This is a genomic window from Kitasatospora sp. NPDC101108, assembly GCF_055584725.1.
The window spans coordinates 119,051-134,678 of the sequence record NZ_JBVJLM010000007.1; the positions used below are offsets into that span (position 1 = coordinate 119,051).

Sequence of the window (15,628 nt, forward strand, 5' to 3'; positions counted from 1 at the left end):
GGTGCGGCAGGGCCGCCGCCGGGTGGGCCGGTGGCGTGGTGCGAAAGGGCAGGTGGAAGGGAGCGCCGGACGCTAGGGGCGCGGGGCGGACTCGGCGGGCACTTCGGCGGCCACCTCGGTCGGTCCCTCCGCAGGGTCCTCGGCCGCCCCTGCGGCCGGTTCCGCGGCGAGTTGCTCGGCCGGCTCCTCCCCGTCCTCGTCGTCGTCCTCGATGACGGCGTCGGGCTTGCCGAGCAGGAACACGGCCGACAGGAGGGCACCGACCACCATGGCGGCGAGCACCGTCCGGAAGTCCAGGGCGGCCACCAGCCCGGCGCCGACGCCGATGGCGAGCGCCTGGGGGGCGGTGAGCGAGAGGTTGACGGCCGCCTGGGTGCGGCCCATCAGCTGCGGCGGGGTGAGGGACTGGGCGGCGGTGGCCAGGCCGACCACCCCGGCGGGCATGCCGGCCCCGGCGATCAGCAGGCCGGCCGACACCACCCACACCGAGGGCACCAGCAGCAGGACGGCGCCGAGCCCGAAGACCGCCGAGCCGAGCATGACGGTCCGCCGGGGGCCGAGCTTGCCGATCAGGATGCCGCCCAGCACCGAGCCGCCCAGCGCCCCGACGGCCTCCACCGTCTCCAGCACGCCCAGGAACTGCGGCGAGCGGTTCAGCCCGTGCTGGATCAGCGAGAACAGCACCGGCTGGAGGAAGCTGAGGACGGTCGCGGTGGCGGTGGTCGCGATCAGCAGCGGTAGCAGCGAGGCGGTGGTGCGCAGGTGCTGGAAGCCCGCCAGCACCTCGGTGCGCCAGTGCCGGCCGGACGGCTCCGGCGCCGCCTCCTTCACCCGCAGCGCGAGGAAGGCGAGCGCCGCCGCGACCAGGATGCCGATGTCGACCAGGGCGACGGCCCGGCCGCCGAGCCACCCGTACAGGCCGGAGCCGACCAGCGGCGCCACCAGGGTGGTGCCCGCGCGCATGGTCTGGGTGAACCCGACGGCCGCGCCGAAGTCCTGACGCTCCGTCAGGATGGTTCGCAGCATGGCGCTCTGGGCCGGGGTGAGGACGGCCCCGGCCAGCCCGTAGAGCACCGCTGTGGCGTAGATGATCCACAGGTGGCCGCGGCCGTCGACCAGCAGCAGCGGCGAAACCGCCACCGCCAGCGCGAGGTTGAGGGTGACCAGCAGCGGCCGGCGGCGGACCCGGTCGGCGACCAGGCCGCCGAGCGGCAGCAGCAGCATCGGGACGGCGTAGCAGAACATCACCAGACCGGCCGCCGAACTGCTCCCCGTCAGAACCTTGGCCCAGATGCCGAGGGCGATGAAGAGGGCGCTGTCCCCGAGGACGGACAGCGTCTGTCCCGCGATGTAGAGCCGGAATTCCGGCCGCGCCAGAAGTGGGTGCATGTCCTGTCCTTAGCTGCTGCGGTCCTGGTGAACGGTGGGTCTAGCGGGGCGCGGTGACGGCCCGGTGGGAGCGGGTGAAGGCTTCGATCACGGCGTCGTTGGCGTCCTTCTCGCCGACGGCGATCCGGATGCCCTGGCCCGGGTAGAAGCGGACGGCCACCCCGAGCCGCTCCAGTTCCTCCCGGACCGGCGTCTCGTCGCCGGGGGCGGACACCCAGAGGAAGTTGGTCAGGCTCGGCGGTACCGACCGGCCCAGGGCGAGCAGTTCGGCCCGCAGCCGCTCCCGCTCCCCGGCGATCTCGGCGATCCGCCGGTCCACCTCCTCCTGGGCCGCGACGGCGGCCAGCAGGCCCGCCTCCTGGAGCCGGTTCACCGCGTACGGCACCTGGTGGTCCCGCACGCGCTGCGCCACGGACTCCTCGGCGACGGCGTAGCCGATCCGCAGCGCGGCCAGGCCGTGCGACTTGGACAGGGTGCGCAGCACCACCAGGTTCGGCCACTCGGCGATCCGGGCGGGCACGTCCGGGGCCTCCCAGCCCCGGGCGAAGTCGATGTACGCCTCGTCCAGCAGGACCAGCGCGGTGGCCGGGACCAGGCGGAGGAAGTCGGTCAGCTCCGCCCAGGAGTAGACCGTGCCGGTCGGGTTGTGCGGGTTGCACAGCACGACGATCCGGGTGCGCCCGTCCAACCGCCCGGCCATCGCGGGCAGGTCGTGCCGGGCATCCGGGCCGAGCGGCACGGTCCGGGCCTCGGCGCCGGCGATCCGGCAGAACAGCGGGTACGCGTCGAAGCAGGGCGCCGAGTGCACCACGTTGTCGCCGGGGCGGACGACGGAGTGGAAGAGGTCCAGCGCCACGCCCGCCGAGCCGTGGCCGACCACGACCTGCGCGGCCGGGACGGCCTGCCAGTCGGCGATGAGCCCGGCGAAGCGCTCCGGGCGCAGGTCCGGGTAGCGGTTCAGGTCGGAGGCGGCGCCGGCCAGGGCGGTCAGCACGGACGGCAGCGGCGGGTACGGGTGCTCGTTCTGGGCCAGCAGGTGTCTGGCCCCGGAGGCGGCGGCCATCAGTCGGCCTGCAGGACGTAGAGCCAGGAGTGCGGGGTGGCCAGCGCCTCGACGCGGTCGATCCGCAGTCCGGCGTCGGCGAACAGCCGCTCGTAGGTCTCCTTGGTGTGCAGCGGCACGCCCATCATCGCGTGCGCCAGTTCGAAGCCGACCGAGAAGACCGGCATCGCGCTCTGCGACTCTCCCGGGCCGCGCAGCATGGTGTCGCCGAGCACGAAGGTGCGGGCCTTCGGGAAGGCCGCGCGCATCCGGGTGAAGATCGAGGAGCGGGTGGCCGGGTCGGCCAGCAGGTCGTGCAGCAGGAAGAAGCTCATCACGGTGTCGACCTCGGCCACCTCGGCGGCCTCGGCGTCGTTGTCGATCTGGGTGCCGAGCAGGCCCAGCACGTCGGCCCGGACGGCGGTGACCCGGTCCTGCATCCCGGCCGCGGCGATGTCGGCGCGGGCGATCTCGGTGGCCGGGCGGCTGATGTCGATGCCCAGGCCGCGGGAGCCCTCGCGCTGGGAGACCACCCGGCGCACCCGGGCGGAGGTGCCGCTGCCCAGGTCGGCGATGGTGCGGAAGTCGATGCCGGAGAGCACGTCGGTCAGCTGCGCGGCGAACAGCGACTGGTCGCACTGGGCGGAGCCGAGGGCGACCATCGCCTCGTCGCGGAAGACGTCCTCGTTGTAGCGGTGCGAGCCGGTGCTCAGGTGCCCGGCGCGGCCGAACACGTCGTGGTAGCCGCCGACGGCCCAGGTGAAGTAGCCGCGGGCGGAGGCGATCTCGATGCCCGCCTCGGTGGGCAGGAAGCCGGCGCCGTCGGCCTTGAGGTAGCCGTAGTCGGCGGCGGCGCGCAGCACGGCCTCGGTGCGGGCGGTGTCACCGGACGCGGCGGTGATCGCGGCGGCCGAGAGCGGCTCGCCGCGGCTGATCTGCTCCAGCACGCCGATCCGGTCCAGCGCGAAGATCACGTTGGCGGCGATGAAGCCGTTGTAGGCGTCGGTCGACGAGATCGGCGCCGGGGTGACGCCGCGCCAGGAGTCGGGGATGACGGCAGTCTGCATCGGTGGTGTCCATTCCTCGTGGTGGGCCGGGGTCACGGCCGCTTGGCGTGGTGGTGCGGGGGTGTCGCGGCGGTGCAGAGGGTTCAGGGGGTCCGGTGGCCGGGCCCGTGGTCCGGCGCCGGGCGGCGGAGGCGGTCGGCGAGCACCGGGCCGATGACCGCGAGCGCCTCCGCGCCGGTCATCGCGCCGTGGGTGCTCGGCACCTCGTGGATCTCCAACCGGCCGCCCACGTGGGCCCGCCAGGTCTCGGGGTCGGGGGCGTCGGCGGGGCGGTCCTTGGCGGCGACGAAGACCAGCGCGTCGCCGTCGTAGCCCGGCAGCGGGGCGTCGCCGGCCAGGGCGAGGTTGGCGAGGAACACCTCGACCACCCGGGCCACCCCGGCCCCGCTCAGCCCGGTCAGCGGGCCCTCGCCGTGGCGGACCAGCTCGGCGTAGCCGGCCTCGTCGGCGGGCCAGGCGGTGATCTCGCCGGCCGGCTGGCCGAGGGAGTCGAGGATCGCGGCGAGCAGCGCCGGGTCCCGCTCGGCCCGGTCGTCGCCCGTGAACTCGGCGTACTCGTCGAGCTCCGGGTAGCCGTCCAGCACCGCGAGCAGTTCGACCTGCTCGCCCTGCTGTCGTAGCAGCGCCGCCATCGCGTGGGCGACCGGGCCTCCGAAGGACCAGCCGAGCAGGGCGTACGGGCCCTCGGGCCGGACCGAGCGCAGCTCGGCCAGGTAGGTGCGGGCCATCCCGGCCAGGTCGGCCGGGTGGCGCGTCAGGTCGGCCAGCCCGGGCGCCTGGAGGCCGTAGATCGGCTGCTCGGCGTCCAGGTGGCGCAGCAGGCCGGTGTAGACCCAGCTGATCCCGGCCGCCGGGTGCACGCAGAACAGCGGGGGGCGGGAGCCGCGGGTGCGGATCGGCAGCAGCACCGGGAAGGCCTCCTCGGCGGCGGTGCCGTCCCGGGCCCCGGCGAGCAGTCCGGCCAGGCCCGCGACGGTCGGGGCCTGGAACAGCGCCCGGACGCCGAGGTCGTCCGTGCCGGTCAGCTCGCGCATTCCGGCGACCAGCCGGCCCGCCAGCAGGGAGTGGCCGCCCAGCTCGAAGAAGTTGTCGTCGATGCCGACCCGCTCCAGGCCGAGCACGTCGGCGAACAGCCCGCAGAGCACCTCCTCCAGCGGGGTGCGCGGCCCGCGGCCGCCGCCCGCGCGGCCCGGCTCGGGGGCGGGCAGCGCCCGCTCGTCGAGCTTGCCGTTCGGGGTCAGCGGCAGGCGCTCCAGCGGCACCAGGGCGGCGGGCAGCATGTGGTCCGGCAGTTCGGCGGCCAGCCCGGTGCGCAGCGCGTCCAGGTCGACCGGGCCACCGGCCGGGACCAGGTAGCCGACCAGGCGCTTCTCGCCCGGGGTGTCCTCGCGGACCACCACGGCGGCGGAGGCCACCTCCGGCCGGCGGCTGAGCGCCGAGCCGATCTCGCCGAGCTCGATCCGGAAGCCCCGGATCTTCACCTGGGCGTCGATCCGGCCCAGGTAGTCCAGCTCGCCGTCGGCCGTCCAGCGGGCCAGGTCGCCGGTGCGGTACATCCGGGTGCCGGGTGCGCCGTACGGGTCGGCGACGAAGCGTTCGGCGGTCAGGCCCGGGCGGCCCAGGTAGCCGCGGGCCAGGCCGGCGCCGGCGACGTACAGCTCGCCGGGCACCCCGGCGGGCACCGGGCGCAGCCGGGAGTCCAGCAGGTGGAGCCGCAGGTCCGGGATGCCCGTGCCGATCAGCGAACGGGACTGCCCGGCAGCCGTGCCGGCGTCCAGCGGGCGGTAGGAGACGTGCACGGTGGTCTCGGTGATGCCGTACATGTTGACCAGCACCGGGGCGTCCTCGGCGTGCCGCTCGTACCAGGGCGCCAGCCGGGCCAGGTCGAGCGCCTCGCCGCCGAAGACCACCCGCCGCAGGGCGAGCCGGGCGCCGAGCTCCGGCTCCTCCTGGTCGGCCTGCATCAACTGGTAGAAGGCGGAGGGGGTCTGGTTGAGGACGGTGACCCGTTCGCGGACCAGCAGTTCCAGGAAGTCCCGGGGCGAGCGGCTGGTCTCGAAGGGCACCACGACCAGGCTTCCGCCGTGCAGCAGCGCGCCCCACAGCTCCCAGACCGAGAAGTCGAAGGCGTAGGAGTGGAACAGCGTCCAGACGTCCTGCGGGCCAGGGGAGAACCAGTGGTCGGTGGCCGCGAACAGCCGGGCGACGTTGGCGTGGGGGATCACCACGCCCTTCGGGCGGCCGGTCGAGCCGGAGGTGTAGATGACGTACGCCGGGTGGTCCGGGCCGAGGTCGGGAGCGGGGGCTCCGGCGGCCGCACCGGCCAGCTCGGCGGCCGTCTCCGGGGTGTCGAGCAGCAGCAACGGCACGGCCGGGTCGGGCAGTCGGGTGGCGGCCCCGGTGGTGGTGAGCAGCAGCTCGGGAGCGGAGTCGCGCAGGGTGTAGGCGATCCGCTCGGCCGGGTAGTCCGGGTCGATCGGCACGTAGGCGCCACCCGCCTTGAGCACCGCCAGTACGGCGACGACCAGCTCCACCGAGCGCGGCAGGGCCAGTGCCACCAGGCGCTCGGGGCCCACGCCCCGGGCGGCGAGCAGCCGCGCCAGCCGGTTCGCCCGGGCGTCCAGCTCGGCGTAGCTGATCCGCTCGTCCCCGTGGACCACCGCGACGGCCTCCGGGGTGCGGGCCGCCTGGGCCGCGAACAGGGCCGGTACGGTGGGCAGTTCGCGGTCGTTCGGGTGGGTCCCGGGTCGGCTCCGGTGGTCCAGGATCAGCGCCCGCTCGGCCGGCGAGAGGATCTCCGCCTCGACGACCGGGCGGGCCGGCTCGGCCACCACGGCGGCGAGCAGCCGCTCGAAGCGTTCGCCGATCGCCACGACCGTCGCCGGGTCGAACAGCTCCTGGGCGAACTCGACCACCACGCCGATCCCGGCCGGTGCCCCGTCCGCGTCCAGCTGCTCGCTGAAGCCGAACGCCAGGTCGAACTTGGCGAGTTCGGCCGCCGACGGTTCGATGCGGGCGGGCAGGCCGCCGAACGAGGGGGTGACGGGCTCGCCGGTGCCGAAGGTCAGCATCACCTGGAACAGCGGGTGCCGGGCCGCCGAACGGGCCGGGTTGAGCACCTCGACCAGCCGCTCGAAGGGCACGTCCTGGTGCTCGAAGGCGTCCAGATCGGCCAGCCGCACCCGCTCCAGCAGCTGGTGGAAGCTCGGCTCGCCGGACAGGTCGACGCGCAGCACCAGGGTGTTGACGAAGAAGCCGATCAGCTCGTCGAGCGCCTCGTCGGTGCGGCCCGCGATCGGGGTGCCGAGCGGGATGTCCTCGCCCGCGCCCAGCCGGCTCAGGGTGGCCGCGAGGGCGGCCTGCACCACCATGAACACCGAGGAGCGGCTCGTCCTCGCCAACTCCGCCACCGCGCTGTGGAGTTCGGCGGAGATCAGGAACTCGACGGTGTCCCCCCGGTGGGTCGGGACCATCGGGCGCCTGCGGTCGTACGGGAGCGTCAGCTCCTCCGGGAGACCGGCCAGCGCCCGCTTCCAGTAGGTGAGTTGGGCGTGCTGGGCGCCGGCCGGATCGTCCTCAGCACCGAGCACCTCGCGCTGCCACAGGGCGTAGTCGGCGTACTGGACCGGCAGCGGCTGCCAGTCGGGGGCGGAGCCGGTGCGGCGGGCCCGGTAGGCGGTGTCGAGGTCGCGCAGCAGGGGCCCGACGGACCAGCCGTCGCTGACGATGTGGTGCATCAGCATCAGCAGCACGTGCTCCTCGGCGGGCAGCGAGAACAACCGGGCGCGGATCGGCAGCTCGGCGGCCAGCTCGAAGGTGTGGCGGCTCGCCTCGGCCAGGGCCTCCCGCAGCTCCTCCTCGTCGGCCACCGGGGTGTGCGGCAGCGCGAGTTCGGGTCTCTCGGTGATCAGCTGGTGGGGCCGGCCGTCGGTGGTCGGGAAGGTGGTGCGCAACACCTCGTGGCGGGTGACCACGTCGTTCAGGGCCGCGGCGAGGGCGGCGGTGTCGACCGCGCCGGAGAGGCGGAGCACGAACGGGGTGTTGTAGAGGGCGCTCGGGCCCTCGAACTGGTCGATGAACCACAGGCGTTGCTGGGCGTGCGAGAGCGGGATCCGCTCGGGGCGCTCCCTGGCCGTCAGCCGGGCGCGCGCCGGGGTGCGGGTGTCGCCGAGGTGCTCGGTCAGGGCGGCGACGGTGGGGTGGTCGAAGAGGGTGCGGATGGGGAGTTCGGTGCCGAGGGTGGTGCGGATGCGGCTGGCGAGTTTGGTGGCGAGGAGGGAGTGTCCGCCGAGGTCGAAGAAGTTGTCGTCGATGCTGACGGTGGGCAGTCCGAGGGTGTCGGCGAAGAGTGTGCAGAGGGTCTGTTCGGTGGCGGTGCGGGGTGCGCGGCCTTCGGGGGCTGCGGTGTGGTCGGGGGCGGGGAGGGCGCGGCGGTCGACCTTGCCGTTGGCGGTGACGGGCAGGGCGTCGAGGGTGACGATCGCCGCGGGGAGCATGTAGGCGGGGAGGCGGTCGGTGAGGAAGGACCGCAGTTCGCCTGGGGTGGCCTCGCCGGTGACGTAGGCGACCAGGCGCTTGTCGCCGGGCTGGTCCTCGCGGACCATCGCCACCGCGTGGCCCACCGCCGGGTGGGCGGCGAGCGCCGCCTCCACCTCCGCGGGCTCGATCCGGAAGCCGCGGATCTTGACCTGGTCGTCGGCCCGGCCGAGGAACTCCAGGACGCCGTCGGCGCTCCAGCGCACGATGTCGCCGGTGCGGTACATGCGCTCGCCCTTGCCGCCGAAGGGGCAGGCCACGAAGCGCTCGGCGGTCAGCGCCGGGCGGCCGACGTAGCCCCGGGCGAGGCCGTTGCCCGCGAGGTACAGCTCGCCGGGCACCCCGGCCGGGACGGGCCGGAGGGCGTCGTCCAGCACGTAGGCCCGGGTGTTGGCCAGCGGCCGGCCGATCGGCACCACGGCGGGGACCTGCCGGCCGGGCGACATGGTGAAGGTGGTCTTGATGGCCGTCGTCTCCGTCGGCGCGTAGACCGCGACCACGTCCGTCTCCGGGCACACCCGCAACAGCTGCCGCACGGCCTCCGGGGGTACCACGTCGCCGCCCGTCCACACCTGCCGGACGGCCCGGAACGCCTCCGGCGTCTCCTCGGCCATCAGCCGCAGCAGGCCCGAGGGCGCCTGCACCAGGGTGACGGCGTGCCGGGTGATGGTCGCGGCCAGGGCGGTCAGGTCGAGCTGCCCGGGGGCGGCCAGCACGATCCGCCCGCCGGTCACCAGTGGCGCCCAGACCTCGGTGGTGGAGGCGTCGAAGGCGGTGGGCGAGTGGAGCAGCACGCTCTTGTGGTGGCCCTGGTGGAAGTGCCGGTTGGCCAGCAGGTCGACCACGTTGCGGTGGGTGACCGCCACGCCCTTGGGGACGCCGGTCGAGCCCGAGGTGTACATCACGTAGAGGAGCTGGCCGGGGAGCGGGCGCCGGCCGGCCGGGGCGGCGTCGCGGGCCTCGGTGACGTCCAGCGGGACCGGTCCGTCGGCGGTGAGCACCGGGTGGTCGCGGTGGGCCGGGTCGACCAGCACCAGCCGCGCCCGGGTGTCGGCGAGGATGTGCCGCATCCGGTCCAGCGGGTAGCGGGTGTCCAGGGGGACGTAGGTGCCGCCGGCCTTGGTGACCGCGAGGATCGCCGTCACCAGGTCGGCCGAGCGGTCCATCAGGATCGCCACCGGCTCCTCCGCCGCCAGCCCGCGGTCCAGCAGGACGGCCGCCAACGACCCGGCCCGGGCGTTCAGTTCGGCGTAGCTCAGCTGTTCGGTGTCGGAGACCACGGCGACCGCCTCGGGAGTGGCGGCGGCCTGGGCCTCGAACAGCTCGGACAGCGTGGTGTCGGCGACGGGGGCCGCGGTGTCGTTCCAACCGGTGAGGAGCAGTCTCCGCTCGTCCGGGCCGAGGATCTCGATCCCGCCGACGGGCGCGTCCGGATCGGCGGCGACGGCCTCCAGCACGCGCAGCAGGCGCTCGGTCAGGGTGGCGACGGTGGCGTGGTCGAACAGGTCCGCCGCGTACTCGACGGCCGCCGCCACTCCGAGCGCCGACCCGTCCTCGCCGTGCTGCTCGGTGAAGTTGAAGTTCAGGTCGAAGTGCGCCAGCGACTCGCCCGCGCCCTCCAGGATGCCGCTGACCTCGTCCAGGGTGAGAATCGGCGCCGGGCCGCTGTTGACGGTCAGGACGGTCTGGAAGAGCGGGTGGCGTGCGGGGGTGCGGGTGGGGTTGAGCTGCTCGACGAGCCGTTCGAAGGGGAGATCCTGGTGCTCGAAGGCGTCCAGGTCGGTGCGGCGGACGCGCTCCAGCAGCTCGCGGAAGGTGGGGTTGCCGGTGGTGTCGGTGCGCAGGACGAGGGTGTTGACGAAGAAGCCGACCAGGTCGTCGAGGGCTTCGTCGGTGCGTCCGGCGGTCGGCGTGCCGAGCGGGAGGTCGGTGCCCGCGCCGAGGCGGGTGTACAGCGCGGCCACCGCGGCCTGCAGCACCATGAACAGGCTCGCTCGGCTGTCGGAGGCCAACGCGGTGAGGCGGACGTGCAGTTCGGCGTTCAGCCGGTACCCGACCGTCCCGCCGCGGTGGCTGGGGGTGGCGGGGCGCGGCCGGTCGTAGGGGAGCGCCAGCTCCTCCGGGAGGTCGGCCAGTGCCTCGCGCCAGTGGGCGAGTTGGGCGTGCTGGGCGCCGGCCGGGTCGTCCTCGGTGCCGAGCAGCTCGTGCTGCCACAGGGTGTAGTCGGCGTACTGGACGGGCAGCGGCTGCCAGTCGGGGGCGTTGCCGGTGCGGCGGGCCCGGTAGGCGGTGTCGAGGTCGCGCAGCAGGGGCGTGACGGACCAGCCGTCGCCCGCGATGTGGTGGAGCAGGACGACCAGGGCGTGCCGGTCGGTGCCGTCGTCCGTGCCGTGGGAGAACAGCGAGACCCGGATCGGCTGGTCTGCGTCGAGACGGAACACCTCGGCGGTGGCCTCGGCCACGGCGGCGTGCAGCTCCCGCTCGTCGGCCACCCGGCGGGTGCGCAGCACGGGCCGGGCGGTCTCGGTGATCAGCTGGTGGGGCCGGCCGTCGGTGGTCGGGAAGGTGGTGCGCAGCACCTCGTGGCGGGTGACGACGTCGTTCAGGGCCGCGGCGAGGGCGGCGGTGTCGACCTCGCCGGTGAGGTGGGCGACGAACGGGGTGTTGTAGAGGGCGCTCGGGCCCTCGAACTGGTCGATGAACCACAGGCGTTGCTGGGCCGGGGAGAGTGGGATACGGGCCGGCCTGGTGCGCCGCTGGAGCGCCGGGCGGGCCTGGGCGGTGGGCAGTGCGCCGGTCAGGGCGGCGACGGTGGGGTGGTCGAAGAGGGTGCGGATGGGGAGTTCGGTGCCGAGGGTGGTGCGGATGCGGCTGACGAGTTTGGTGGCGAGGAGGGAGTGTCCGCCGAGGTCGAAGAAGTTGTCGTCGATGCTGACGGCGGGCAGTCCGAGGGTGTCGGCGAAGAGCTCGCAGAGGGCTTGTTCGGTGGAGTTGCGGGGTGCGCGGCCTTCGGGGGCTGCGGTGTGGTCGGGGGCGGGGAGGGCGCGGCGGTCGACCTTGCCGTTGGCGGTGACGGGCAGGGTGTCGAGGACGACGACGGCGGAGGGGAGCATGTAGGCGGGGAGGCGGTCGGTGAGGAAGGAGCGCAGTTCGCCTGGGGTGGCCTCGCCGGTGACGTAGGCGACCAGGCGCTTGTCGCCGGGCTGGTCCTCGCGGACCAGGGCGAGGGCCTGGCCGACGCCGGGATGGGCGGTGAACGCGGCCTCGACCTCGGCGAGTTCGATGCGGAAGCCGCGGATCTTGACCTGGTCGTCGGCGCGGCCGAGGAACTCCAGGACGCCGTCGGTGCTCCAGCGCACGATGTCGCCGGTGCGGTACATCCGGCTCCCGGGCTCGCCGTAGGGGCAGGCCACGAAGCGCTCGGCGGTCAGGACCGGGCGGCCGACATAGCCCCGGGCGAGGCCGTTGCCGGCGAGGTACAGCTCGCCGGGCACCCCGGCCGGGACGGGCCGGAGGGTGTCGTCCAGCACATAGGCCCGGGTGTTGGGCAGGGGCCGGCCGATCGGGACGCTGGTGGGCACCTCGGCCGGGGTGGCCATGCGGTGACGGGTGGCGAAGGTGGTGGTCTCGGTGGGCCCGTAGCCGTCGACCACGGTGAGGCCGGGGCAGGCGGTCATCACACGGCGGACGGCGGCGGGGGAGACGACGTCACCACCGGTCCACACCTCGCGGAGGCCGGTGAAGACGCTCGGGTCCTCGGTGGCCATGACGTTGAACAGGCCGGCGGTGAGCCAGGCGGCGGTGACGCCGCCGTGCGTGATGGTGGTGGCGAGTTCGGTGACGCCGAGGCGGCCGGCGGGGGCGATGACGAGTCTGCCGCCGGAGAGCAGGGGTGCCCAGAGTTCGTAGGTGGAGGCGTCGAAGGCGGTCGGGGAGTGGACCAGGACGCGGTCGTGGGCGCCGGTGGTGAAGGTGCCGCCGAGGGCGAGGTCGACGACGGAGCGGTGGGTGACGCCGATGCCCTTGGGGGTGCCGGTGGACCCCGAGGTGTGCATCACGTATGCCAACTGTTCGGCGGAAACTACCAGTTCGAGGTTGTCGGCGGTCTCGTCGCCGACCGCGAGCGTGGTGAGGCCGGTCAGGGCGGGGTGGTCGCGGTCGGTGACGGCGATGGTGGCGCCCGCGTCGGCGAGGACGGCCCGCAGCCGCTCCTCGGGCTGGGCGTCGTCCAGCGGGACGTACGTGCCGTCGGCCTTGAGGATGGCCAGCAGGGCGATCACCAGAGCGGGGGAGCGCTCCAGCAGCACCCCCACCGGGGTCTCGGTGTCGACCCCCGACTCCAGCAGCTGTGCGGCCAATCCGTTGGCCCGGGCGTTGAGTTCGGCGTAGGTCAGCTCCTCGCCGCCGAAGACCAGGGCGACGGCGTCGGGCGTCGCGGCGGCCTGCGCCTCGAACAGCTCGGGCACCGCCGCCGACGGAAGCCTGGTGCCGGGACCGGCCCAGCCCGACAGCAGCTGCTCCCGCTCCGCCGCGCTCAGGATCTCGATCCCGCCGATCGGCGTGTCGGGGTCGGTGACGGCGGCGTCGAGGACGCGCAGCAGGCGCTCGGCGAGGGTGGCGACGGTGGCGTGGTCGAAGAGGTCCGCGGCGTACTCGATCGCGCCGGAGAGGCCGCCCGGGCCGCTCAGCTCGGTGAAGCCGAAGGAGAGGTCGAACTTGGCCACGCCGAGGTCGAATTCGAGCTCGGCGCAGGGGAGGTCGCCGAAGGCGTCCGGGGCCTTGGTCCGGCTCTCCAGGGCGATGACGGTCTGGAAGAGCGGGTGGCGGGCGGGGGTGCGGGTGGGGTTGAGCTGCTCGACGAGGCGTTCGAAGGGGAGGTCCTGGTGCTCGAAGGCGTCCAGGTCGGTGCGGCGGACGCGCTCCAGCAGCTCGCGGAAGGTGGGGTTGCCGGTGGTGTCGGTGCGCAGGACGAGGGTGTTGACGAAGAAGCCGACCAGGTCGTCGAGGGCTTCGTCGGTGCGTCCGGCGGTCGGGGTGCCGAGCGGGAGGTCGGTGCCCGCGCCGAGGCGGGTGTACAGCGTGGCCACCGCGGCCTGCAGCACCATGAACAGGCTCGCTCGGCTGTCGGAGGCCAACTCGGCGAGTCTGCGGTGCAGTGCGGAGCCGACGGTGAACTCGACCAGCTCGCCCCGGTGGGTGGGCGTCGCCGGGCGCGGACGGTCGTAGGGCAGCGCCAATTCCTCCGGGGCGTCGGCCAAGGCCTTCCGCCAGAAGTCGAGTTGCTGTCCGAGCAGGCTGTCCCGGTCGTCCTCGGCGCCGAGGAGTTCGCGCTGCCAGAGGGTGTAGTCGGCGTACTGGACGGGCAGTGGCCGCCAGTCCGGTGCGGCGCCGGCCGTGCGGGCCCGGTAGGCCTCGCCGAGGTCGCGGAAGAGCGGGGCGACGGACCAGCCGTCGCTGGCGATGTGGTGCATCAGCACCAGCAGCACGTGCTCCTCGGCGGACAGCGAGAACAGCGCGCAGCGGATGGGCAGTTCGACGGCCAGGTCGAAGGCGTCGCCGACGGCCCGGTCCAGCAGCCCGGCCAGTTCGGTCCGGTCGCCGACGGGGGTGACGGTGAGGTCGGGTCGAAGGCCTTCGGCGACCAGCTGGTGGGGTCGGCCGTCGGCGGTGGGGAAGAGGGTGCGCAGCACCTCGTGCCGGTCGACCAGGTCGCCGAGGGCCTCGGCCAGGGCCGCCGCGTCGACCTCGCCGGTCAGCCGGATCGCGAAGGGGGTGTTGTAGAGGGCGCTCGGTCCCTCGAACTGGTCGATGAACCACAGGCGTTGCTGGGCGTACGAGAGCGGGACGCGCTCAGGCCGCTCCCGGGCGACCAGGCCGGCGCGTACCGTGCCGCCCTCGCCGAGGTGCTGGGCCAGCCCCGCGACGGTGGGGCTGTCGAAGAGGGTGCGGATGGGGAGTTCGGTGCCGAGGGCGGTGCGGATGCGGCTGGCCAGCCGGGTGGCGAGGAGGGAGTGCCCGCCGAGGTCGAAGAAGTTGTCGTCGATGCTCGGCTCGGCCGTTCCGAGGACCTCGGCGAAGAGCTCGCACAGGGTCTGCTCGGTCGCGTTGCGGGGTGCCCGGCCGGTGGCGGTGGCGGAGTAGTCGGGGGCCGGGAGAGCACGCCGGTCGACCTTGCCGTTGGGGGTGACGGGCAGGGCGTCGAGGGTAACGACGGCGGTGGGGACCATGTAGGCCGGCAGTCGCCCGGCGACGAAGGCGCGCAGGTCGTCGAGCGCCGCCGTGCCGGTGACGTAGGCGACCAGGCGCTTGTCACCCGGCTGGTCCTGGCGGACGGTCGCGAAGGCCTGGCGGACGGCCGGGTGGGCGGCGAACGCGGACTCCACCTCGGCGAGTTCGATGCGGAAGCCGCGGACCTTGACCTGGTCGTCCGTTCGGCCGACGAACTCCAGTTCGCCCGTGGTGGTCCAGCGGACGAGGTCGCCGGTGCGGTACATCCGGCTTCCGGGTTCGCCGTAGGGGCAGGCGACGAAGCGCTCGGCGGTCAGGACCTGGCGGCCGACGTAGCCCCGGGCGAGGCCGTTGCCGGCGATGTACAGCTCGCCGGGGGCGCCGGCCGGGACGGGCCGGAGGGTGTCGTCCAGCACGTAGGCCCGGGTGTTGGGCAGGGGCCGGCCGATCGGGACGGCACCCGCGAGCTCGGCGGCGGCGGTCACGGGGTGATGGGTCGCGAAGGTGGTCGTCTCGGTGGGCCCGTAGCCGTTCACCACCCGCAGGCCCGGGCAGGTCCCCAGGACCCGTCGGACGGCGGCCGCGGAGACGATGTCGCCGCCCGTCCACACCTCGCGCAGCCCCGCGAAGGTCTGCGGGGCCTCGGCGGCCAGCACGTTGAACAGGCCGACCGTCAGCCAGGCGGCGGTGACGCCGCCGTGCGTGATGGCGGTGGCGAGTTCGGTGACGCCGAGGCGGCCGGCGGGGGCGATGATCAGGCGGCCGCCGGAGAGCAGGGGTGCCCAGAGTTCGTAGGTGGAGGCGTCGAAGGCGGTCGGGGAGTGGACCAGGACGCGGTCGTGGGCGCCGGTGGTGAAGGTGCCGCCGAGGGCGAGGTCGACGACGGAGCGGTGGGTGACGCCGATGCCCTTGGGGGTGCCGGTGGACCCCGAGGTGTGCATCACGTACGCCAACTGGTCGGCGGAAACGACCAGTTCGAGGTTGTCGGCGGTCTCGTCGCCGACGGCGAGCGTGGTGAGGCCGGTCAGGGCGGGGTGGTCGCGGTCGGTGACGGCGATGGTGGCGCCCGCGTCGGCGAGGACGGCCCGCAGGCGCTCCTCGGGCTGGGCGTCGTCGAGCGGCACGTACGTCCCGCCGGCCTTGAGCACCGCCAGGATCGCCACCACCAGGGCCGCCGACCGCTCCAGCAGCAGGGCGACGGGAGTCTCGCTGCCGACCCCCGCCTGGACCAGCCGCAGCGCCAAGCCGTTGGCCCGGGCGTTGAGTTCGGCGTACGTCAGTTCCTCGCCGTCGGAGATCAGCGCGACCGCCTCCGGCGTCGCGGCGGCCCGGGCCTCGAACAGCTCCGGCACCGCCCCCGACGGCA

General features: G+C 74.2%; 4 protein-coding genes and 1 pseudogene. All 5 read right to left on the reverse strand.

What is annotated here, in order from left to right:
- Positions 1–72: 72 nt before the first annotated feature.
- The gene (locus ACZ6Z8_RS17825; RefSeq protein ID WP_465610756.1) at positions 73–1,389 is read right to left on the reverse strand and encodes an MFS transporter; all 1,317 of its coding nucleotides are present in this window, start codon (positions 1,387–1,389) and stop codon (positions 73–75) included.
- Positions 1,390–1,429: 40 nt separating this feature from the next.
- The gene (locus tag ACZ6Z8_RS17830; RefSeq protein ID WP_465610757.1) at positions 1,430–2,452 is read right to left on the reverse strand and encodes a pyridoxal phosphate-dependent aminotransferase; all 1,023 of its coding nucleotides are present in this window, start codon (positions 2,450–2,452) and stop codon (positions 1,430–1,432) included.
- The gene (locus ACZ6Z8_RS17835) at positions 2,452–3,498 is read right to left on the reverse strand and encodes an SAM-dependent methyltransferase (protein WP_465610759.1); all 1,047 of its coding nucleotides are present in this window, start codon (positions 3,496–3,498) and stop codon (positions 2,452–2,454) included. Before ACZ6Z8_RS17835 ends, ACZ6Z8_RS17830 begins: the two co-directional genes overlap by 1 nt.
- A gap of 83 nt (positions 3,499–3,581) precedes the next feature.
- Positions 3,582–9,446, reverse strand: a complete 5,865-nt coding sequence (locus ACZ6Z8_RS17840; protein WP_465611133.1) for an amino acid adenylation domain-containing protein — start codon at positions 9,444–9,446, stop codon at positions 3,582–3,584.
- Positions 9,420–15,614: pseudogene (locus ACZ6Z8_RS17845) on the reverse strand (amino acid adenylation domain-containing protein); the annotation flags it as partial. The pseudogene ACZ6Z8_RS17845 and the gene ACZ6Z8_RS17840, both read right to left, overlap by 27 nt.
- Between the last annotated feature and the right edge of the window lie 14 nt (positions 15,615–15,628).